21 protein-coding genes and 1 tRNA gene are annotated in these 19823 nt (G+C 69.4%); 5 read left to right on the top strand and 17 right to left on the bottom strand.

Translation table 11 applies throughout. The features are described 5' to 3' along the window. Window positions 1-183: 183 nt before the first annotated feature. From rplL to ABD844_RS02715, 8 genes are all read right to left on the bottom strand, one after another. A complete protein-coding gene (gene rplL / locus ABD844_RS02750) occupies window positions 184-576 on the bottom strand; it encodes a 50S ribosomal protein L7/L12 (protein WP_344872563.1) in 393 nt (130 codons plus the stop codon). Between the two features lie 71 nt (window positions 577-647). Next, complete coding sequence (gene rplJ, locus ABD844_RS02745) at window positions 648-1175, bottom strand: 50S ribosomal protein L10 (RefSeq protein ID WP_344872561.1); 528 nt, start codon at window positions 1173-1175, stop codon at window positions 648-650. Window positions 1176-1410: 235 nt separating this feature from the next. Next, the gene (locus ABD844_RS02740; RefSeq protein WP_344872559.1) at window positions 1411-2232 is read right to left on the bottom strand and encodes an SCO4651 family lipoprotein; all 822 of its coding nucleotides are present in this window, start codon (window positions 2230-2232) and stop codon (window positions 1411-1413) included. Between the two features lie 243 nt (window positions 2233-2475). Then, window positions 2476-3195 carry a 50S ribosomal protein L1 gene (rplA, locus tag ABD844_RS02735; protein WP_344872557.1) on the bottom strand — a complete coding sequence of 240 codons (720 nt, stop codon included), beginning with the start codon at window positions 3193-3195 and terminating at the stop codon, window positions 2476-2478. Between the two features lie 64 nt (window positions 3196-3259). Continuing rightward, window positions 3260-3688, bottom strand: a complete 429-nt coding sequence (gene rplK, locus ABD844_RS02730; protein ID WP_344872555.1) for a 50S ribosomal protein L11 — start codon at window positions 3686-3688, stop codon at window positions 3260-3262. 120 nt (window positions 3689-3808) lie between these two features. Then, window positions 3809-4573, bottom strand: a complete 765-nt coding sequence (gene nusG / locus ABD844_RS02725) for a transcription termination/antitermination protein NusG (protein WP_344872554.1) — start codon at window positions 4571-4573, stop codon at window positions 3809-3811. A gap of 66 nt (window positions 4574-4639) precedes the next feature. Continuing rightward, window positions 4640-4885 (bottom strand): preprotein translocase subunit SecE, encoded by a 246-nt coding sequence (secE, locus tag ABD844_RS02720; protein WP_344872553.1) that lies wholly within the window; start codon window positions 4883-4885, stop codon window positions 4640-4642. Between the two features lie 78 nt (window positions 4886-4963). After that, window positions 4964-5036: transfer RNA gene (locus ABD844_RS02715), tRNA-Trp, on the bottom strand. Between the two features lie 155 nt (window positions 5037-5191). Here ABD844_RS02715 and ABD844_RS02710 point away from each other — a divergent pair. Continuing rightward, window positions 5192-6400: a pyridoxal phosphate-dependent aminotransferase gene (locus ABD844_RS02710; protein WP_344872551.1), complete on the top strand. Its 1209-nt coding sequence runs from the start codon at window positions 5192-5194 to the stop codon at window positions 6398-6400. Window positions 6401-6452: 52 nt separating this feature from the next. On the opposite strand, the gene ABD844_RS02705 is transcribed toward ABD844_RS02710, so the two are convergent. Both ABD844_RS02705 and ABD844_RS02700 read right to left on the bottom strand, forming a co-directional pair. Then, window positions 6453-6992 carry a hypothetical protein gene (locus tag ABD844_RS02705; RefSeq protein ID WP_344872549.1) on the bottom strand — a complete coding sequence of 180 codons (540 nt, stop codon included), beginning with the start codon at window positions 6990-6992 and terminating at the stop codon, window positions 6453-6455. 43 nt (window positions 6993-7035) lie between these two features. Next, the gene (locus ABD844_RS02700) at window positions 7036-7623 is read right to left on the bottom strand and encodes a hypothetical protein (RefSeq protein WP_344872547.1); all 588 of its coding nucleotides are present in this window, start codon (window positions 7621-7623) and stop codon (window positions 7036-7038) included. Window positions 7624-7719: 96 nt separating this feature from the next. On the opposite strand from ABD844_RS02700, the gene ABD844_RS02695 reads away from it, so the two are divergent. After that, on the top strand, window positions 7720-8784 hold the full coding sequence (locus ABD844_RS02695; protein ID WP_344872545.1) for an adenosine deaminase: 1065 nt from the start codon (window positions 7720-7722) through the stop codon (window positions 8782-8784). On the opposite strand, the gene ABD844_RS02690 is transcribed toward ABD844_RS02695, so the two are convergent. Both ABD844_RS02690 and ABD844_RS02685 read right to left on the bottom strand, forming a co-directional pair. Next, window positions 8773-9606 (bottom strand): hypothetical protein, encoded by an 834-nt coding sequence (locus ABD844_RS02690; RefSeq protein ID WP_344872543.1) that lies wholly within the window; start codon window positions 9604-9606, stop codon window positions 8773-8775. The genes ABD844_RS02695 and ABD844_RS02690 overlap by 12 nt on opposite strands. Then, complete coding sequence (locus tag ABD844_RS02685) at window positions 9593-10132, bottom strand: RNA polymerase sigma factor (RefSeq protein WP_344872541.1); 540 nt, start codon at window positions 10130-10132, stop codon at window positions 9593-9595. Before ABD844_RS02685 ends, ABD844_RS02690 begins: the two co-directional genes overlap by 14 nt. 125 nt (window positions 10133-10257) lie before the next feature. Here ABD844_RS02685 and ABD844_RS02680 point away from each other — a divergent pair, with 125 nt between their 5' ends. Then, complete coding sequence (locus ABD844_RS02680; RefSeq protein ID WP_344872539.1) at window positions 10258-10998, top strand: class I SAM-dependent methyltransferase; 741 nt, start codon at window positions 10258-10260, stop codon at window positions 10996-10998. 39 nt (window positions 10999-11037) lie between these two features. On the opposite strand, the gene ABD844_RS02675 is transcribed toward ABD844_RS02680, so the two are convergent. The 5 genes from ABD844_RS02675 to ABD844_RS02655 form a co-directional block, all read right to left on the bottom strand. Beyond that, window positions 11038-11925, bottom strand: a complete 888-nt coding sequence (locus tag ABD844_RS02675) for a carbohydrate ABC transporter permease (RefSeq protein ID WP_344872537.1) — start codon at window positions 11923-11925, stop codon at window positions 11038-11040. Further along, window positions 11925-12809 (bottom strand): carbohydrate ABC transporter permease, encoded by an 885-nt coding sequence (locus tag ABD844_RS02670; RefSeq protein ID WP_344872535.1) that lies wholly within the window; start codon window positions 12807-12809, stop codon window positions 11925-11927. The genes ABD844_RS02675 and ABD844_RS02670 overlap by 1 nt, the downstream gene beginning before the upstream one ends. 63 nt (window positions 12810-12872) lie before the next feature. Continuing rightward, complete coding sequence (locus tag ABD844_RS02665) at window positions 12873-14141, bottom strand: extracellular solute-binding protein (RefSeq protein ID WP_344872533.1); 1269 nt, start codon at window positions 14139-14141, stop codon at window positions 12873-12875. A gap of 205 nt (window positions 14142-14346) precedes the next feature. Further along, window positions 14347-16251, bottom strand: coding sequence for an acyl-CoA dehydrogenase family protein (locus tag ABD844_RS02660; RefSeq protein WP_344872531.1), 1905 nt, complete (start codon window positions 16249-16251; stop codon window positions 14347-14349). A gap of 67 nt (window positions 16252-16318) precedes the next feature. Next, the gene (locus ABD844_RS02655; protein ID WP_344872529.1) at window positions 16319-17548 is read right to left on the bottom strand and encodes an APC family permease; all 1230 of its coding nucleotides are present in this window, start codon (window positions 17546-17548) and stop codon (window positions 16319-16321) included. A 93-nt stretch (window positions 17549-17641) separates the two neighbouring features. On the opposite strand from ABD844_RS02655, the gene ABD844_RS02650 reads away from it, so the two are divergent. Together ABD844_RS02650 and ABD844_RS02645 are read left to right on the top strand one after the other, a co-directional pair. Further along, window positions 17642-18103, top strand: coding sequence for an Lrp/AsnC family transcriptional regulator (locus tag ABD844_RS02650; RefSeq protein ID WP_344872527.1), 462 nt, complete (start codon window positions 17642-17644; stop codon window positions 18101-18103). A gap of 69 nt (window positions 18104-18172) precedes the next feature. After that, the gene (locus tag ABD844_RS02645; RefSeq protein WP_344872525.1) at window positions 18173-19618 is read left to right on the top strand and encodes a serine hydrolase domain-containing protein; all 1446 of its coding nucleotides are present in this window, start codon (window positions 18173-18175) and stop codon (window positions 19616-19618) included. The last annotated feature ends 205 nt before the right edge of the window (window positions 19619-19823 follow it).

Below are 19823 nucleotides of genomic sequence, written 5' to 3'. Positions count from 1 at the left end.
CGGCGATGAGACGAACATGAGAATCTTCTGAGCCGCACGCCGCCGCCCCCACGCCAGCGCCCGCACGCCGCCGCCCACCCCGCCGCGAATCCGACCCCAGGAACGCGAAAAGAGGCGGCACACCCGGCACCAGGGTGTGTCCGCCTCTTTCCGAAGAGCTCTTGCGTGAAGTGAAGGGGGAAGTTACTTCACGGTCACGGTGGCGCCGGCGCCCTCGAGGGCAGCCTTGGCCTTCTCCGCCTGCTCCTTGTTGACCTTGCCGTCGAAGACCGGCTTCGGAGCGCCGTCCACCAGGTCCTTGGCCTCCTTGAGGCCCAGGGACGTGAGGGCGCGGATCTCCTTGATGACCTGGATCTTCTTGTCGCCGGCGGCCTCGAGGATGACGTCGAACTCGTCCTGCTCCTCCTGCTCGGGGGCGGCGGCCGCACCACCGGCGGCGGGAGCGGCGGCAACCGCGACCGGGGCGGCGGCCTTGACGTCGAAGGTCTCCTCGAAGACCTTCACGAAGTCGGACAGCTCGAGCAGCGTCATCTCCTTGAACGCGTCGAGCAGCTCGTCGGTGCTGAGCTTCGCCATGATCGTTTCCTTACGTTTAGGGCTTACTGAAAACTAGGAACGGGACCGCGGTGTGTGCGGCAACCCCCGTGCTACTCGCCGCCAGCCTCTTGGCGCTTGGCGCGCAGAGCGTCGGCCAACTGAGCCATCTGCGTGGGCAGAGCGGCGAACATCGCGGCAGCGGCGCTCTGCTTCGCCTTCATGGCACCGGCGAGCTTCGCGAGGAGGACCTCGCGGGACTCGAGGTCGGCGAGCTTGGTGATCTCGGCGGCGTCGAGGGCCTTGCCCTCGAGCACGCCGCCCTTGATCACCAGAAGGGGATTGGCCTTGGCGAAGTCACGCAGACCCTTGGCCGCCTCGACAACGTCTCCGCTGACGAAAGCGATCGCGGTCGGACCCTTGAGCAGGCTGTCGAGGCCCGACACGCCGGCCTGGTTGGCCGCGATCTTGGTCAGGGTGTTCTTCGCCACGGCGAACTTCGCATTCCCACCGAGAGAGACGCGCAGCTCCTTGAGCTGGGCAACGGTGAGACCGCGGTACTCGGTCAGAACGGCGGCGGCGCTGCCCTCGAACTCGCGCTTGAGCTCGGCAACCGCTGTCGCCTTATCCGCCTTCGCCATGGGCCTCCTTCCAGATGTGCCACCGGCGAAGGGCCCTGACATGAGAACAGCCCCGGCGCAGGGCGCACGGGGCTCACGCACATGGATCAACCACGTGGGAAACTCGCATCACACCTGCGCAGGCCATCCACCTGACGTGGATCCTTCGGTCGCCGGGTTTAGAGCACCCGACGACGACCGGCGGTCTTCGGCAACGACCAGACTACGTGCTGGCCGCCGAGTTTCCAAATCGTTCTCAGTTGGTCGTGCCCTTGGGCAGCTCTCCGACCTGGTCGGCGGGCGGGACCTGGATGTTGACGGCCTCGTTGTAGCCCTTGAAGAACAGGGTGGCGTCGAGCGTGGCGCCCTCCTTGGAGCCGTTCAGAGCGAGCTTGCGCGGCAGCCCGTCGGCGGCCACCCAGATGTCGAACTTGACGTCCTTCAGCTCGGCCAGACCCTGGCGGGCCCGCTCCTGCTTGTCGGCGGGCAGTTGCTGCACGGCGGCCTCCACGGGGAAGGTGCCGCTGTAGTGGGTCGTGTCCTCGCCGTTGACGCTCTCGTTCCCGACCGACTGGACGTCCTGCGAGGCCGTGACCAGCTTGGTCACGCTCCCGAGGTCGAACTGCTGGATCTGGCCGAGGTACTGGTCCACCTGACCGGAGTCGCCGGCCTCGCTCAGCGGGACCTTGATCCACGGCTTCGTGGCCCCGAGGACCTGGTTGAGCGCCTCGACCTTGACGTAGACGGTGTCGCCCTGCAGCACGGCGCGCGCGCCGCCCGGCAGGTTGCGACCGGCCATGTCGACCGTGTCCAGGGTGAGGTCGGCGGCGAGTTCGGGCTTGCTCTGGTAGAGCATGCGGCCCTGCACCTTGCCGTCACCCTCCTGGGGGTGCGTCACGTTCACCACGGCGTCCACCGTGTAGCTGGTGACGTCGGCGGTCTTCTGCGCGGCCTGGGTGAGCACCTCGGAGGCGGCCAGGTTGATCTGGATGGGCTGGGCGTTCGATCCACAACCGGCTACCGCGGCCACCACGAGTGCGGCTCCGGCCGCGGTCATACTTATCGTGCGCTTCAGCATGCTTTGACCCTACGTTTAAGTTCTCCCGCTGTGGCGCCTTCCTCATACAAATAGGGGAAAACCCAGGGTTGTCCCGCACATGCCGTACACATTTCCCACACAAACCGGCTCGGCGGACGACGCGTGATCATGCCCGGTGACGGCCGGACAAGGTCAGGAAACGCAAACGCCCCCGCCCGGCGGACCGGACAGGGGCGTGAAGAGCCGACGCCGAAGACGGCGCGGAAAATCGGCGCGGAGGGCTCAGGCCTCCAGCTCGGCCGTGAGGCCGCGGGTGACGTTGGGGTCGACCGGAACGCCAGGGCCCATCGTCGTGGAGAAGGTGACCTTCTTCAGGTAGCGACCCTTGGCGGCCGACGGCTTGAGACGCAGCACCTCGTCGAGGGCGGCGGCGTAGTTCTCGATGAGCTGGCGCTCGTCGAACGACGTCTTGCCGATGATGAAGTGCAGGTTGGCCTGGCGGTCCGTACGGAACTCGATCTTGCCGCCCTTGATCTCCGTCACGGCCTTGGCGACGTCGGGCGTCACGGTGCCGGTCTTCGGGTTGGGCATGAGGCCGCGCGGGCCGAGCACCCGGCCGAGGCGGCCGACCTTGCCCATCAGGTCGGGCGTGGCCACCACGGCGTCGAACTCGCTGAGCCGGTTGCCCTTGGCGATGTCGTCGATCAGCTCGTCGGCGCCGACGATGTCGGCGCCAGCCTCGCGGGCCGCCTCGGCACGGTCACCGGTCGCGAAGACCAGGACCCGGGCGGTCTTACCGGTGCCGTGCGGAAGGTTGACCGTGCCGCGCACGATCTGGTCGGCCTTGCGAGGGTCGACGCCGAGCCGGAGGGCGACCTCCACGGTGGAGTCGAACTTGGTGGTCGACGTCTCCTTGGCCAGCTTGGCCGCCTCGACGGGCGTGTAGAGCTTGTCGCGGTCGACCTTGGCGGTCGCGTCCTTGTGCGCCTTGCTGCGCTGCATGTGTCACTCCTTGTGGTGTCCGGGCCGGTGGTGAGACGGCCCTCCCACGATGTCGGGAAAGGTGTTACTCGACCGTGATGCCCATCGACCGGGCGGTGCCGGCGATGATCTTCTCGGCCGCCTCGATGTCGTTGGCGTTGAGGTCGGGCATCTTGGTCTCGGCGATGCTGCGAAGCTGCTCGCGGCTGAGCTTGCCCACCTTGTCGCGGTGCGGGACCGCGCTGCCCTTGTCGAGGCCCAGAGCCTTCTTGATCAGCTCGGGCGCCGGAGGCGTCTTCGTGACGAAGACGAAGCTGCGGTCTTCGAAAATGGTGATCTCAACGGGGATGATGTTGCCCCGCTGGGCCTCCGTCGCAGCGTTGTACTGCTTGACGAAGTCCATGATGTTGACGCCGTGGGGACCGAGGGCGGTACCCACCGGCGGCGCCGGAGTGGCCTGGCCAGCGGGGAGCTGGACCTTCACCAGTGCGGCGATCTTCTTCTTCGGAGGCATTAGTCCTTCTCCGGGTCCTGATTGCGATGCCTGACAGGGCCGCGGGACGCGCCCCTGACACGTCGGAGGCCGCCCTTCGCGAGGGGCGGCCCGCCGAACGTCTTAGTGTATGTGATCGTCTTAGATCTTCGAGACCTGGTTGAACGAGAGCTCCACCGGAGTCTCCCGGCCGAAGATCGAGACGAGCACCTTGAGCTTCTGCGACTCGGGGCTGATCTCACTCACCGAGGCGGGCAGCGTGGCGAACGGGCCGTCCATGACCGTGACGGACTCGCCGATCTCGAACTCGACCGTCGGACCCGCGGACGCCTTGCTGGCGGCCTTCTTGGTCTCCTCGGTCGGCTCGGGCGCCAGCAGCTTGGCGACCTCGTCGAGGCTGAGCGGGCTCGGCTTGTTGGACAGGCCCACGAAGCCGGTCACCCCGGGCGTGTTGCGCACGGCGGCCCAGGACTCGTCGGTCAGCTCCATGCGCACCAGCACGTAGCCGGGCAGCACCCGCTCCTTGACCGGCACCTTCTTGCCGCTCTTGAACTCCTGGACGGTGTGCGTGGGCACCTCGACCTGGTAGATGTAGTCCTCCATGTTGAGCGAGACGTTGCGGCTCTCGATGTTGGACTTCACCCGGTTCTCGTAACCGGCGTAGGAGTGGATGACGTACCACTCGCCGGGGAGGCCGCGCAGCGAGCTCTTGAACTCCTCGACGGGGTCGACGTCGGGAAGAACCGAACCGTCCTCGACGGCGGCACCCTCGACTTCGGGGGCCTCGTCGCTCTCCTCGACCTCGGCCTCCTCCAGAGCCGCCTCGACGGACTCCTCGGTGGCTTCTTCCAGCTCGTCGCCCCACTTGTCGCGGGACTCGTCCGCCGGAACTGAAGACTCGGACACGGTGACTCTTCCTCTTTCGTGGTATCGAATGGCGACTCCGTCAGGCGTCCACCGGTGGCGTCTCGGTCAGGATCCGCCGAAGACGCGGAGGACCACCCATCCCAGGGCGCTGTCGAGCCCGTACACGATCGCAACCATGATCAGAACGAAGATCAGAACGACCGTGGTATAGGTGACGAGGTCTTTGCGTGTCGGCCAGATGACCTTACGCAGCTCGTTGACGACCTGCCGATAGAAGAGGGCAGGAGAAGTACGTGTCTTCTTCTCGCCGCTAGGCTTGTCTGCGGTCTCGCCGCGCGTGTCGATCGCCACAGTCCTCACCTGATCCGTCGTATCCAACGCAGTTTTGCGGCGCGCTTACACGCCCAGCTATTGCGCGGACCGCACTCGCAGGGCACGAGGGACTCGAACCCCCAACCGCCGGTTTTGGAGACCGGTGCGCTACCAATTGCGCCAGTGCCCTATGTCGTAGACCAGACTACCCTGATCGTCTCACTGCCTGGGACCGAACCGCGCGTAGACATGCGGAAGGACCACGCGAAAGCATACGGGTCATCGCCCGGTACGTCGAACCGATACCCGATCACCCAGGTCACGAGCACATGGGAGCATGGACCCATGTCCACCCGACCGCGCATCTCCGCGAGAATCTCCGCGATTTCCGAGTCCGCCACCCTCGCCGTCGACGCCAAGGCCAAGGCGATGAAGGCGGCAGGGCGCCCCGTCATCGGCTTCGGCGCGGGCGAGCCCGACTTCCCGACGCCCGGCTACATCGTCGAGGCGGCGATCGAGGCGGCCCGCGACCCGCGCTTCCACAAGTACACACCCGCCGGCGGGCTGCCCGAGCTGAGGAAGGCCGTCGCCGACAAGACGCGGCGCGACTCCGGCTACGCGGCCGAGGCGTCGCAGGTGCTGATCACCAACGGCGGCAAGCAGGCCGTCTACGAGGCGTTCGCGACGCTGCTCGACCCGGGCGACGAGGTGCTGGTCGTCGCGCCCTACTGGACGACCTACCCCGAGGCGATCAAGCTGGCGGGCGGCGTGCAGGTCGACGTCGTCACCGACGAGTCCACCGGCTACCTGGCGAGCGTCGAGCAGCTCGAGGCCGCGCGCACCGAGCGGACGAAGGTGCTGCTGTTCGTCTCGCCGTCCAACCCGACGGGCGCCGTCTACTCGCGCGAGGAGACGATCGCGATCGGCCGCTGGGCGGCCGAGCACGGGCTGTGGGTGGTCACCGACGAGATCTACGAGCACCTCGTGTACGGCGGCGCCGAGTTCACCGCCATCGGCACGGCCGTCCCCGAGCTGGGCGACCGGGTCGTGATCGTCAACGGCGTGGCCAAGACCTACGCGATGACCGGCTGGCGGGTGGGCTGGCTGATCGGGCCGCCCGACGTGGTCAAGGCCGCGACCAACCTCCAGTCGCACGCCACCTCCAACGTCTCCAACGTGGCCCAGATCGCGGCGCTGGCGGCGGTGTCCGGCGACCTGTCGGCGGTGGAGGAGATGCGTACGGCCTTCGACCGGCGCAGGCAGACGATGGTCCGGATGCTCAACGAGATCCCGGGCGTGTTCTGCCCCGAGCCGAAGGGGGCGTTCTACGCGTACCCATCGGTCAAGGAGCTGGTCGGCAAGGAGCTGCGGGGCAGGCGTCCTCAGTCGTCCGCCGAGCTGGCGGAGCTGATCCTGGAGGAGGCCGAGGTGGCCGTGGTGCCCGGCGAGGCTTTCGGCACGCCGGGCTACTTCCGGCTCTCGTACGCGCTGGGCGACGACGACCTGGCCGAGGGCGTCAGCCGGCTGGGCAAGCTGCTCTCCGAGGCCCGCTGACCGATCGCCTGCTGACCGATCACCTGCTGACCGATCGCCTCTCGCATCGTGGTCAGCGCCCGGTGACGTCGACCGAGGCGTCAGCCGTGATGTCGGTGGCGATCGGCCTGATCTCGCTGGTGAGGCCGGGTGTCGCGCCGATGTACACGGCGGTGCCCGGCCGCTCCAGCCACATGAAGCTGCGCACCCCCGTACGCGTGGTCCAGTGCAGCGCCGGTTTGCCCCGGTAGGCCGCCAGAGACGACTTGGCCACCAGCGTGGCGAACTGTTCGGCCGTCCTGACCCCGCACACCACCCCGACGTACATCCGTTCGTCCTGGTCGCTCCAGATCCGGCCGCTGACCTCCAGCGGGCTGCTGAGCGAGTCGAGGCGGGCGAACGTGCCCGCCGGGGCGAGCCCCGAGGGCGAGCCGGGAATGCGCACCTCGGTCTCGTCGCACGCCAGCGAGATCGTGTCTTCGCCGGTGACGGCGGGTCTGGGCGGAGGCAGGGTGGGCCGGGGCTCCGGCGGTTCGTCGGCGACGGCGCCGCACCCCGTGAGCGCGGGCATCGTGAGCGCGGACACGAGGAGCACCGCCGCCAGCCACCGCACAACGACCCCCCATGACTCGAGTGGTAAACCAGGGAAAAGGCTCCTAGTCTCCTACAGGAGCCCTGACGGAGGCGGCAATAACGACGAGTTCGCGGCGGAGCGAGTCGCTGACCCGGATCCAGGCGCCGACCCCGGGGCGTTCGAGCCAGGCGATCACCCGGCCGCCCTCCGGGTGCCTGCCGACCACGGCGGGTCTGCCGCGCACGGTGGTGGCGCGAGCGTCCAGGGCCGCGATCCGCCTGCGGTAGGCGTCCCAGTCGGCGGCCACCGTGCCGTGCTCGACCTGGGCCTCGACGAACCTGCCCGCCGAGCCGAACCGGGCCGGGCCCGCGCCGCCCGCGCGGCGGGCCAGTCGTTCTGGCAGGTAGGTGAGCCAGAAGTCGCCGGAGACGACCCCGAGCGTCGCCACCCGGCCCGGCCTGCCGTCGGCGGGGTTCGCCGGGCGGGCGGGCACCGGTGCGGCTTGGACCGGTGCGGTGCGGAGTGGCGCGGTTCGGACCGGTACGGGTTCGGGCGTCGGCGCGGCGGCGCGTTGCGGGCGTCCGAAACCCGACGAGAAGAGCGCGTAGATGATCAGGGACGTGACGGCGAGCGCCAGTGCCGCGAGCGTCGCCCGCCGACCCTCTCCCATGTCATGCCCTTCTGGGACCATGCGTCGTCGTTCCCCGTACGCGCCCCGTTGACCTGCGCGCGAACCGCACCGGGGGTTGAGTGGCAAGATATGCGAATGCCACGGCCCCTGCACGCGCTTCCCAAGGCCCATCTTCACCTGCACTTCACCGGCTCGATGCGGCACGCCACGCTGATCGAGCTGGCCAGGGAGCAAGGGCTGCACCTGCCCGACGCGCTGGAGCAGGACTGGCCGCCCAAGCTGCGGGCCACCGACGAGCGGGGCTGGTTCAGGTTCCAGCGGCTGTACGACATCGCGAGGTCCGTCCTGACCCGGCCCGAGCACGTCTACCGGCTGATGCGCGAGACCGCCGAGGACGAGGTGGCGGCCGGGTCGCGGTGGCTGGAGATCCAGGTCGACCCGTCGGGCTACGCGCAGCGCTTCGGCGGCCTGACGGCCACGCTGGAGCTGATGCTGGACACGGTCGAGCAGGCGGCGGCGCACGCGGGCATCGGGATGGCGGTGATCGTGGCGGCCAACAGGACCCGCCATCCGCTCGACGCGAACACGCTGGCCCGCCTGGCCACCCAGTACGCCGACAGGGGCGTGGTCGGCTTCGGCCTGTCCAACGACGAGCGACGCGGCGCGGCCAGGGACTTCGAGCGGGCGTTCAGGATCGCCAAGCGCGGCGGGCTGCTGTCCGTGCCGCACGGGGGCGAGCTGATGGGCCCGCGCAGCATCGCGCAGTGCGTGGACGACCTCGGGGCCGACCGGGTCGGGCACGGGGTGCGCGCGGCCGAGGACGAGTGGCTGATGCGGCGGCTGGCCGACCGGCAGATCTGCTGCGAGGTCTGCCCCACCTCGAACGTGGGCCTCGGGGTGTCGGAGCGGGCCGCCGACGTGCCGGTGCGCAGGTTGTTCGACGCGGGGGTGCCGATCGCGCTGGGCTCCGACGACCCGCTGTTGTTCGGCACCCGGTTGCTGCGCCAGTACGAGCTGGCCAGAGACGTCTACGGGTTCGACGACGCGGAGGTGGCGGAGCTGGCCCGCCAGTCCGTACGGTCGTCCGCGGCCCCGGAGTCGGTGCGCAAGGAACTGCTCAAGGGCGTGGACGACTGGCTGGTGAAGTCCCTGTCCGAGGGCCGGTCCCCGGCCCGGTCCGACGAGGCGTCAACGGAGTGACGTGGCGATGCGGACCGCCTCGGCCTTGTCGCGCACGCCTTCGAGGCGGTGGTTGAGCGCGCCCTGCTGCCAGATGAGCGTGGGGCCCGCCTGGCGCAGCGGCACCTCGGTGCCGTCCTCGCGCTCGAGGTAGCCGAGCGGGTGCGCGCCGGGGATCCACCAGGCGTCGCGGCCGTTCACCACGGCGTGGTCGGGGAAGGGCGGGCCGAGCTTCTTGAAGAAGTACCCGGCGAGTGCGCCGTCGAACTGGTCGAGCCTGGTGCCGTCGGGCCAGAACATCGACACCACCCTGCCGTTGTCGGCGACCGTGATCCGCTGTGGGGGGCCGAGCGCGGCCGGCGTCCTGACCTGGAACCGCACCTGGCCCGGGAGGTCGGCCGGTGACACGGTGCGTTCGCCCGGCATGGGGGCGGTGGTGGCGACGGGAGGGGGCGGGGTGTCGCCGATCCGCAGCTCGATCCCGGCGAAACGGAGGATCTGCGCCACGGCGGCGCGGCCTTGGGGGGTGGCGGCGGTGAGGGTGACCACGACGACGACCACGGCCGCCACGATCGCCCACCTCGCCCGCCGACCGGCCCGCCCTGGCCGCCGACCTGCCCACCGCCCTGCCCGCCGACCGTGCGGCGCGGGCATGTGCGGCCGTACGGGGACGGCGATCGGCCCGTGCGCCGGATCCGGCTGTTCGAGGCGGGCGCGGACGGCGGCGGCCACGTCGGCGGGAGGCGGGCCGGGGACGTCGAGAAGATCTCCGAGCGCCGCGAGTTCCGCTTCGAGGGCGTCGTGGGACTCCGTGGCGCCCGGCTCGGGGTCACGCGAGTTCATTGCCCACCTCCTCCCTCAGCCGGGCCAGCCCTCTGTGGGTGCTGGACTTGACGGTGCCGACGGGCCAGTCGAGCACCTGAGCGGTCTCCGCCTCGCTCAGTTGTAAGAAGTACCGGCACACGACGGCCTGACGTTCCCGTTCGGGCAGCCCGCGTACCGCCGCCAACAGGCGCGAGCGCCGGTCGGTGGCCAGGGCCGCGCTCTCGGGGTCGTCGGGCGCCCGCGGGTCGGCGACGGCGCCGAGCCGCAGCGCCAGCTCCGACCTGCGCCCGCGCGACCTGGTCAGGTTGTGGGTCTCGTTGGCCACGATACGCAGCAGCCACGGGCGGAACGGCGACTCCCTGCGGAAGCTCGCCAGGTGCCGGAACGCCTTGACGAACGCCTCCTGCACCACGTCCTCGGCCTCGTCACCGGCGCCCAGCAGGGCGGCGGTGCGGTGGGCGAGCGCGCTGTAGCGGGCGACCAGTGCCTCGTAGGCCGCCAGGTCGCCCCGCAGGGCGCGGGCGATCGCCTCGTCATCGTCCATGACGAGTCAGATTTCACCGCACAGCAGGCGACGCGGGGAAGAGCGTTTCGCTGATCGTGTCATCCTGGTGACTGGCCTGGGCATTAGACTCGGGCAATCCATGTGCCCCTCGAAGGAACGGGATTATGTCTTCTGGGTATGACCGTGTGGTCCAACCGGCGGCCGGTGACGAGGCCCTGGAGAACCACCTCGGTGGTGACGAGGCCAAGAACTACCGGCAGTACGAGTTCGACATGGTCGCCCCGCATGTCGGCCGCTCGATGCTCGAGATCGGCTCAGGGCTGGGCCACTTCGCCGAGCAGTTCCTGCCGCGCCTCGACCGCCTCGTGGTCAGCGACTTCGACCCCTACTGCGTCGAGCAACTGGACAAGCGCTTCGCCGACCGCGACGACATCAGCGTGCTGCAGTTCGGGCTGCCGACGGACATCCCGCTCAAGGACAAGGTCGACACCGTCGTCATGATGAACGTCCTGGAGCACATCGAGGAGGACGCCGAGGCCCTGCGCTCGCTGGCGCGGGTGACCCAGCCCGGCGGGCGGATCATCATCTGGGTGCCCGGCTACCCGCAGCTCTACGGAGACTTCGACCGCAAGGTCGGCCACGTCCAGCGCTACACGCCCAAGACGCTGGGCACCACGGTCGCCAAGGCCGGGCTCGACGTCGAGGTGCTCAAGCCGATCAACTTCCTGGGCGGCATCGCGTGGTGGGCGGCCGTACGCAGGGGCGGCGTCGGATACCCCGACCCGCGGCTGGTCAAGATCTACGACCGCACGGTGGTGCCGCTGACCCGCTTCATCGAGCGGTTCGTCCGGCCGCCGTTCGGCCAGACCGTCTTCTGCGTGGCCCGGGTGCCGAAGCAGCGGTGACCCGCCCCGGCCGCGTACGGCCGGGCGGGCTGCGCGGGGCTACTTGATGGAACCGGCGGTCAGGCCGCCGACCACCTTCCGCTCGATCAGGGCGAACAGGATGATCACCGGGATCGTGGCGATCACCGATCCGGCGAAGAGGTTCTGCCAGTCCACCTGGTACTGCCCGATGAACGAGTTCAGCGCGACCGTGAGCGGCTGGTTCTCCGGGGTCGTGGTCAGGGTCAGCGCGACGACGAACTCGTTCCAGGCCGCGATGAACGTGAAGATCAGCGCGGTGATGACGCCCGGCATGGCCAGCGGCAGCGTGATCCTGAACAGCGCCCCGAAGCGGCCGTTGCCGTCGAGGAAGGCGGCCTCCTCCAGCTCACGCGGGATCGAGGCGAAGTACGCGTTCAGGATCCACACCGCGAACGCCAGGTTGAAGCCCCCGTTGACCAGGATCAGCGACCAGATCGAGTCCACCAGCCCGAACTGGAAGAACTCCCGGTAGATGCCCACCAGCATGGCCGTGGGCTGGAACATCTGCGTGATCAGCACCAGAACCAGGAACGCCGTGCGCCCCCTGAACGTGTGCCTGGCCGAGTAGTACGCGGCGGGCAGCGCCACCAGCAGCACCAGGATCGTCGAGCCGCCCGCGACCTTGAGCGTCACCCACAGGTTCCCGGCCAGGCCGCTGGTCCAGAAGTTGGTGAGGTTCGACCACACCCACTCCTCGGGCCAGAACGACACCTCGCGCAGTGAGTCCTGCGCCCGCAGCGAGGTCAGCAGCATGACGATGTACGGAAACAGGAAGACGAACCCGACGACGTACGCGGCGGCGGCCACGATCGTCGTCCTGAGCCTGGGCAGACCGCGCGACGGGCGTGCCTTGGCCCTGGTGGGCCGGCGCCGCGGCCCGGCCTTGGGCAGGGTCTCCACGGCCATCACGCCACCTCCCTGTTCCAGCGCGACACCTTGAGGAAGATCGCGGTGAGCACGAGCACCATGCCGAAGTTGACGACGGACATCGCGGCCGACTCGCCGATGTCCGAGCCCTTGAGGATGAACATGAAGATGGTCGAGGTGGCCGTCGAGTAGCCCGGCTGGCCGTGGGTCATCGCCCAGATGATCGGGAAGTTGTTGAAGACGTTCATCACGTTGATCAGCGCGGCCACGGTCAGCGCCGGACGCAGCAGCGGCAGCGTGATCGACCAGTACGTCCTGAACCTGGTGGCCCCGTCCATCCTGGCCGCCTCGTAGACGTCGCCGGGGATGGTCGAGAGCCCGGCCAGCAGCGCGTACGTGGTGAACGGCACCGAGACGAAGACGGCCACGAACACCAGCCACGGCATCGCGCTGGAGGCGTCACCGAGCTGGTCGGCGGCGGCGCCGCCCATGGCGTCGATCAGCCCCAGCTTCACCCTGATCTGGTTGATCACGCCGACCTCGGGGTCGAGCATCCACTTGAAGATGATCGCCGTCATCAGCACCGAGGCGGCCCAGGGCGCGATCAGCGCCCACCGGACGATCTTGCGGCCGGGGAAGCGCTGGTTGAGCAACTGGGCGAGGGCGAGCGAGATCAGCACGGTGAGCGCGACGACCGCGACCACCCAGATCACGCTGCGGACCATGATGTCGGCGAAGTCCTGCTCCCCGAACAGCTTCGTGTAGTTGTCGGGGAAGTTGTTGTCCTGGACCACCCCGAACCGGCTGATCTTGAGGAACGACGACCTGATCATCTCGACCACGGGCCAGAGGACGACCAGCACGATCAGCACGATGGCGGGCCCGACCCACGCGAGGGGTTCGAGGGCGCGCAACCTTCTCATCAGACACCTTTCCAGGACGGTACGGCCGGCGGCGGTCGCCGGCCGTACCCGAGTCCCGCTGGATCAGCCGGCCGCTTCGGCGGTCTTCTGCAGCTCACCGAGGACCGCGGCCGGGTCGTCCTTGACGGCCCCGCCGATGGTCTGCTTGATCGCCGGGTTCACCTCGGCCCACTTGGGGTCCTGGAAGGGGTAGAAGCTGGCGTTGGGCAGCGCGTCGAGGAACGGCTTGAGCTTCTCGTCGCCGGCGAGCTTCTGGATGCCGCCGTTGGTGACGGGCAGCAGCTTGTAGGTGTCGGAGATCTTCTGGGCGGCGTCGCCGGTGTAGAAGAAATCGAAGAACTTCTTGATCTCGGCGGCGTGGCCGTTCTTGTTGAACGCCATGATCCAGTCCATGACGCCGAGCGTGGTGTCGAGCGGGCCGGACTTGCCGGGAATGGGGGCGACGCCGTAGTTCGTCAGCCCGGCGGCGTCGAAGATCGGGATGGACATGGGGCCGCCGTTGACCATGCCGACCTTGCCCGCACCGAAGTCCTCCCAGACCGTCTTGCGGTCCTTGGTGCCCGGGTTCGGGGTGGTCAGACCGGCGTCGACCAGGCCCTTCATGTACGTGAACGTCTCGACGTTCTGCGGCGAGTTGATCGCCCACTTGCCGGAGGCGTCCTTGTAGCCGCCGCCGTTGCCCAGCATCCACAGGAACGACTCGCCCTGGGCCTCCTCCTGCCCGAGCGGCAGGCCGAACGGCTGCGTCACCCCGGCCGCCTTCAGCTTCTCGGCGGCGGCCTTCAGCTCGTCCCAGGTCTTGGGCGGCTCGGTGATGTTCGCCTTGGCGAACAGGTCCTTGTTGTAGAACAGGGCGCGGGCGGAGGAGACGAACGGGATGCCGTACGCGGCGCCGTCGACCTTCCCGAACTCGGCGAACTTCTGCAGCATGTCGCCGGAGACGTTCGGCGACAGGACCTCGTCCACCTTGTACAGCAGGCCGTCCTTGACGAAGCCCGAGTAGTCGCCGGTCTGCAGGATGTCGGGCACCTGGCCGTTCTGGACCATGGTGGCGACCTGCTTGTCGATGTCGTTCCAGTTGATGACCTGGACGTCGACCTTGATGTTCGGGTTGGCGGCCTGGAACTGGTCCACGACGCCCTTCCAGAAGGTCTCGCCCGAGTTCGGCTTGCCGGGGCCGTCGCCGTAGTCGGCGGCGACCATCTTCAGCGTGACCTGGCCACCGCTCGACGCCTGGGTGTCGCCGCCGCCGGAACCGCCAGATCCGCAACTGGACAGGACCAGCACCGTGGCAAGGCCGAGAGCGGCGCCGCCCACAAGCTTGATGTTCACTGGAGATACCGCCTTCTCGTCGGACGGGTCACGCTGGTCCGTACCAGCCAACGGACCCCGCCCAGGGGGATGAGGAGCGGGAACGCCGAAGCCCACCCGCGTTTGCGCCAGAGTAAGCCGCAGTTAAGCAGCCGGTCTATACCGGCCCGTCTCGGTTTGGCAACACTCGGGTGGGATAGTGGGCGATGGCGGTCTAGACCGCAGGTCAGAGAATCTTCCTCCGTACGCTCTCTCCGCCCTCCGGCGTGCCGATCCACGGGCCCTCGATCGAGGGGTCGAGGATGCCCTCCTCCAGGAAGGTGTAGCGGCCTTCGAGCACGTAGCCGGCCAGGCGTACGTCCTGGTTGTCGCTGTTGTCCCAGAGGCGGGCGAACATCGCCTCCACGCGGTGCCTGGCCTGGTGGCAGAAGGTGTCGGCCAGCTCGTACGGCCGGCGTCCCAGGTCTCTGGAGTCCTCCTCGGCCTTGAGGCAGACGGCCGTCATCGCGTACAGCTCGGCCCCGATGTCCACGATCCGGCCGAGGAACGACTGCTTGTGCTCCAGCCTGCCCTGCCAGCGGGACATCCCGTAGAAGGTGGACCTGGCCAGCTTCCTGCTGGTCCGCTCCGCGAAACGCAGGTGGGCGGCGAGCGGGCCGAACTCGGCGTACGCGGTGGGCAGGTTGCCCGTACCGGCCACCAGCGTGGGCAGCCACTTTGCGTAGAAGCGTCCGGCCCGGCGCAGGGCCTGCGCGCGCTCATGACGGTCGGCCTCGGGGTTGATCAGCTCGCCGGCGGCCGACAGGTGCGCGTCCACCGCCTCCCTGGTGATCGCCAGGCGCATGATCTCGGAGGAGCCCTCGAAGATGCGGTTGATCCGGGAGTCGCGCAGCATCTGCTCGGCGGGCACGCCCCGCTCACCCCTGGCCACCAGCGACTCGGCGGTCTCGTAGCCGCGCCCGCCCCGGATCTGGACGAGTTCGTCGAGCACCTCGTACGACAGCTCCGAGGAGTACAGCTTGGCCAGCGCCGCCTCGATCCTGATGTCGTTGCGCTGGTCGTCGGCCAGGCGGCCGGTCAGCTCGCTCACGGCTTCGAGCGCGTACGCGGTGGCGGCGATGAAGGCGATCTTCGTGGCCACGGCCTCGTGCCGGCCGACCTCGCGCCCCCACTGCACCCGTTCGTTGCCCCACTCGCGGGCGATCTTGACGGCCCACTTGGCGTTGCCCGCGCACGTGGCGGGAAGCGACAGGCGGCCGGTGTTGAGCGTGGTGAGAGCGATTCTGAGCCCTTCGCCCTCCTTGCCGATGAGGTTCCTGGCGGGCACTCTGACCTGGGTGAACTCGGTGACGCCGTTCTCGATGCCGCGCAGGCCCATGAAGGTGTTGCGGCGGCTGACCTTGATGCCCGGCGTGTCGCCCTCGACCACGAACGCGCTGATCTTCTTGCCGGTCCTGGCCATGACCACCAGCAGGTCGGCGATGACGCCGTTGGTCGTCCACAGCTTGACGCCGTCGAGCACGTAGTCGTCGCCGTCGCGGACGGCGGTGGTGGCCAGCCGCGCCGGGTCGGAGCCGACGTCGGGCTCGGTCAGGAGGAACGCCGAGATCTCACCTGCCGCGCACCTCGGGAGGAACTCCCGCTTCTGCTCCTCGGTGCCGAACAGCTTGAGCGGCTGCGGCACCCCGATCGACTGGTGCGCCGACAGCAGCGTGGCCAGCGCCGGGCAGTACGAGCCGACGAGCATGAGAGCGCGGCAGTAGTACAGGTACGGCAGGCCGAGCCCGCCGTACTCCTGCTTGATCGTGATGCCGAACGCGCCGAGCCCCGCGAGCCCCTTGACCACCTCGTCGGGGATCTGGGCGGTGCGCTCCACGAGGGCCGGGTCGACGTGCGCGTCGAGATAGCGCCGCAGCGACCGGACGAACTCCTCTCCCCTCTTGGACGCCTCTTCTGCCACCGTGTCCGACCCAGTGGGCGCCGGATGCACCAGATCCAGCCGGAAGTCACCGAGGAAGAGCTGCTTGGCGAAGCTGGGCCGCGTCCATTCCTTCTCGCGTGCCTGCTCGCCGACCTCCCTGGACTCCGCGTACTCGGTCCTGGTGTGCTCGGTCTTGGTTTGCTCGGTCATGGCACCTCCCGACGCCTGCGCCGTCTGTGCCATGAGTACTGCCCGCCTGACGGCGCCTTGTCGCCGTTCACCGACCCAATTTGTAGGAACGCCGAGCGTTGACCCTCAACACGCCGAGCGCCACCAGCGCCAGCACGGCGGGCACCACGAGGTAGACCCCGCAGAACGCCAGCCCGAGCAGCGACATCCCGGTCCCGATCGCGGCGGTGGTGCGCAGCCGCCCGGCGGGCAGCAACCGCACCGCCGCCACCACGCCCGCCGACGTGACCGCCGCCAGGCAGGCCGAGGTCGCCCGCATGAGCAGGTCCAGATCCACGCCCCGCACGAGCACGGGCCACACCAGCACGGGCACGCTGAGCGCGAGCACCAGCCCGAGGCTCCGGTACGGCGTCCCGCCCGGCCCGCCGCCCTTGGCGAACCAGCCCGGGAGCGCGTTGTCCCTGGCCAGGGCCGCACCGAGCCGAGCCGCCCCGGCGAGGTAGGTGTTGACCGCCCCGAACGTCAGCAGCACCGCCGCCACCCCCGTGACGGGCCGCGCCGCCGGGCCGATGCCGGTCTCCAGCATCGCGGTGAGCGGCACGCCGGTCATGTCCGCACCGAGCACGCCGATGGAGGTGACGGAGACCCCCGCGTACAACACGCTGATCACGGCGAGGGTCACCACGGTGGCCCTGAGCAGCCCTCTCTTCCCGTCGGCGAACTCGGCCGACAGGTGGCTGGCCGCCTCCCAGCCGACGAACGCGAACATCAGCACACCGGCCGCGCCGGCCACGCCCGCGGCGCCGTACGGGGCGAAGGGGGTGAAGTTGGCCGCGTCGGCGTGCGGGGCGGCGATGATCACCGCGCCGGCCAGCAGCGCGACGAGCAGGATGACCAGGCCGAGCTGCAGCCGTCCCGACGTGCGCAGCCCGGCGACGTTGGCCGCGAACGCGGCGGCCAGGATCAGGCAGGCGGTCAGGGTGGCGTCCACGCCCAGACTGGCTTCGACGTACTGGCCGCCGATGAGCGCCCCCGCGACGGTGCCGATGGGGACGGCGCCGTAGAACCACCATCCGGCGACCGCGGCGGCGTGTCTGCCGAACGCCAGGCCGACGAAGGCGGCCACTCCCCCGCCGCCGGGGTAACGCGCGCCGAGCACGGCGAAGGTCAGCGCGACGGGGACGCTCAGCGCGAGCATCCCCGCCCAGGCCAGTACGGAGGCGGGCCCCGCCGCTGCGGCGGCGAGGTGCGGCAGCACCAGCATCCCCGGCCCCAGCACCGCACCCACGAGCAGCGCGGCACCCTGCCCGGCTCCCATATGTCCACTCATAGCGCCAGAAAATACTTCAATCATTCGGCCATACCCGGCTCTGCCGAACATTCGGCCGGAATGCCGTGGGAACCTGACGGTGTGGATGAACTTGATTCGGAGATCGTGCACCTCCTCCAAACGGATGCACGTCAGTCCAACCGAGAGCTGGCCAGGCAGCTCGGCATCGCGCCCTCGACCTGCCTCGAACGGGTCAGGTCGCTCACCCGCCGGGGCGTGATCCGCGGCTACCACGCCGACATCGACCCCGCCGCGCTCAACCGCGGCGTCCAGGCGATGGTCTCGGTCCAGGTACGGCCCCTGAGCCGGGCGGTGATCAACGCGTTCAAGGCGTGGGCGGCGGAGATGCCGGAGGTCCTGAGCGTGTTCGTGCTGGCCGGAGGCGACGACTTCCTGCTGCACGTGGGCGTCCAGGACCTCGACCGCCTGCACGGGTTCCTGCTCGACCGGCTGAGCAAGCGCAAGGAGATCGTCGGCTTCCGCACGTCGGTGGTCTACCAGCAGGTGCAGAAGACCGTGCCGAGCCGTCTGGAGGAGACTTGACTTTCGTCAGGGGTCCTACTGGACAGTCGGCCGATACGTGAAGGGGCTCGGGCTTCCTAGGTTTCTCGGGTGAGATCCCTGCTGGCCCTCCTGGCCGCCGCCACCCTGACCGTCACCTCGCCGATCGCCGCCTCGGCGGCTCCAGAGCTGACACCCGCCGCCGTCGACGCCTACCTGCGCGAGGCGATGGAGGCCACCGGCGCGCCGGGCGTCTCCGTGGTCGTGACGCACGACGGGAAGGTCGTGCACGCCGCCGGGTACGGTCACGACGCCGAGGGCCGCCCGGTCACCGAGGACACCCCCATGCGGGTGGCCTCGGTGAGCAAGTCGTTCACCGCCATGGCCGTCATGACGCTCGTGGAGCGCGGCGCGATCGAGCTGGACGGGCCCGTGGCCACTCAGTTGCCCGGCTTCGCGATGGCCGACCCGCGGGCGGCGCGGATCACCGTACGGCACCTGCTGAACCAGACCTCCGGCCTGTCGGACCGCACGGTGGACATCGCCGCCACCGAACGCGCCACCTCACTGGCCGACCACGCCGCCAGCCTGGCGGACTCCCGGCTCGCCGCCGACCCCGGCACCCGGTACGAGTACTGCAACGTCAACTACGACCTGGCCGCCCGGCTGGTCGAGGTGGCGAGCGGGCAGCGGTTCGGCGACTACCTGCGCGAGCGGGTGTTCGGGCCGCTCGGCATGACCTCCAGCGCCGTCTCCGACCAGACCGTCCGCCCGGCGAACGGGCACAACTCGATCTTCGGCGTCTGGCTGCCCCGGCCGGAACCCGCCGGGTTCCTCGACGGCAGCGGCGCGGGCGGGGTCATCACCACCGCGGCCGACATGGGCAGGTGGCTGATCGCGCAGACAGGTGACGGCCGGCCGCTGGTGACGCGGCACAGCCTGGAGGTCATGCACCGGCCCACGACGCTGCGCCCGTACGGGATGGGATGGGGGGTCGAGGAGGACGGATGGCTCGTGCACTCGGGGAACCTGTTCACCTACAACGCCGTCGAGGCCGTCTCCCCGAAGACCGGCTACGGCTTCGCGGTGATGACGAACGGCGCGGCGCTGTACGAGCCGACGTACGACATCATGCTCGGCCTCGCCGCGCTGAGCGAGGGCAGGACCCCGGCGGGCCCGGGGAACGACCGGCAGCTCATCGAGGCGGCGCTGGGCGCGATCGCGCTGCTCGCGGGCGGTCTGGGCGTCCTCGGCGCGGTGCGGGCGCGGCGCTGGGCCGCCAGGCGGTCGGGCTCGCCGTGGTGGCGGATCGGGCCGCGACTGGTCCCCGCGCTCGTCCCGGCCGCGGTGCTGGCGGCGTATCCGGACCTCGTGTCGGTGCTGGTGAACGGGCGGGCGGTCACCTGGGCCCAGCTCACCACCTTCCCCGCCCCCCTGTCGATCACGGTGCTCGTCGCGGCCCTGGCCGGTTCGGGGGTGACGGCCGTCAGAATCCTGGCCCTGCGCAAGCTCCGTGCTCCCGACAGCGCGATCGCCGTCGACCTCGCGCGCCGTTAATTCGGTTGCGCGCGCTCCAGCCGTCCCCCTAACCTCAAGGACATGCGCCTTTACCTGTAATTCGCGGGGCTTCGCGCCCGCCACTCAGCACTGTCCATCCATGAGACGCGGCAGCCTGAGCTTGTCGACCGGCCCTATTGCGCCGCGTCGTGAGTTACGTAGAGGAGCTTCCCTTATGCGCGTTCGATCGTCCAAGAAGAGCCAG

The organism is Nonomuraea antimicrobica (assembly GCF_039536965.1).
GTDB lineage: Bacteria > Actinomycetota > Actinomycetes > Streptosporangiales > Streptosporangiaceae > Nonomuraea > Nonomuraea antimicrobica.
Note: the sequence above shows the minus strand (reverse complement) of the source record. Positions and strands in the feature narration are given on the sequence as shown.

Excerpts from the sequence above, each read along its gene's own strand:
- rplA (WP_344872557.1), bottom strand. The coding sequence starts at position 3,195 with ATGCAGCGCAGCAAGGCGCACAAGGACGCGACCGCCAAGGTCGACCGC.
- rplK (WP_344872555.1), bottom strand. The coding sequence starts at position 3,688 with ATGCCTCCGAAGAAGAAGATCGCCGCACTGGTGAAGGTCCAGCTCCCC.
- ABD844_RS02660 (WP_344872531.1), bottom strand. The coding sequence starts at position 16,251 with ATGACCGAGCAAACCAAGACCGAGCACACCAGGACCGAGTACGCGGAG.
- ABD844_RS02655 (WP_344872529.1), bottom strand. The coding sequence starts at position 17,548 with ATGGGAGCCGGGCAGGGTGCCGCGCTGCTCGTGGGTGCGGTGCTGGGG.
- ABD844_RS02680 (WP_344872539.1), top strand. The coding sequence starts at position 10,258 with ATGTCTTCTGGGTATGACCGTGTGGTCCAACCGGCGGCCGGTGACGAG.
- ABD844_RS02685 (WP_344872541.1), bottom strand. The coding sequence starts at position 10,132 with ATGGACGATGACGAGGCGATCGCCCGCGCCCTGCGGGGCGACCTGGCG.
- ABD844_RS02670 (WP_344872535.1), bottom strand. The coding sequence starts at position 12,809 with ATGAGAAGGTTGCGCGCCCTCGAACCCCTCGCGTGGGTCGGGCCCGCC.
- rplJ (WP_344872561.1), bottom strand. The coding sequence starts at position 1,175 with ATGGCGAAGGCGGATAAGGCGACAGCGGTTGCCGAGCTCAAGCGCGAG.
- ABD844_RS02690 (WP_344872543.1), bottom strand. The coding sequence starts at position 9,606 with ATGAACTCGCGTGACCCCGAGCCGGGCGCCACGGAGTCCCACGACGCC.
- ABD844_RS02675 (WP_344872537.1), bottom strand. The coding sequence starts at position 11,925 with ATGGCCGTGGAGACCCTGCCCAAGGCCGGGCCGCGGCGCCGGCCCACC.
- ABD844_RS02740 (WP_344872559.1), bottom strand. The coding sequence starts at position 2,232 with ATGCTGAAGCGCACGATAAGTATGACCGCGGCCGGAGCCGCACTCGTG.
- rplL (WP_344872563.1), bottom strand. The coding sequence starts at position 576 with ATGGCGAAGCTCAGCACCGACGAGCTGCTCGACGCGTTCAAGGAGATG.
- ABD844_RS02695 (WP_344872545.1), top strand. The coding sequence starts at position 7,720 with ATGCCACGGCCCCTGCACGCGCTTCCCAAGGCCCATCTTCACCTGCAC.
- ABD844_RS02700 (WP_344872547.1), bottom strand. The coding sequence starts at position 7,623 with ATGGGAGAGGGTCGGCGGGCGACGCTCGCGGCACTGGCGCTCGCCGTC.
- ABD844_RS02710 (WP_344872551.1), top strand. The coding sequence starts at position 5,192 with ATGTCCACCCGACCGCGCATCTCCGCGAGAATCTCCGCGATTTCCGAG.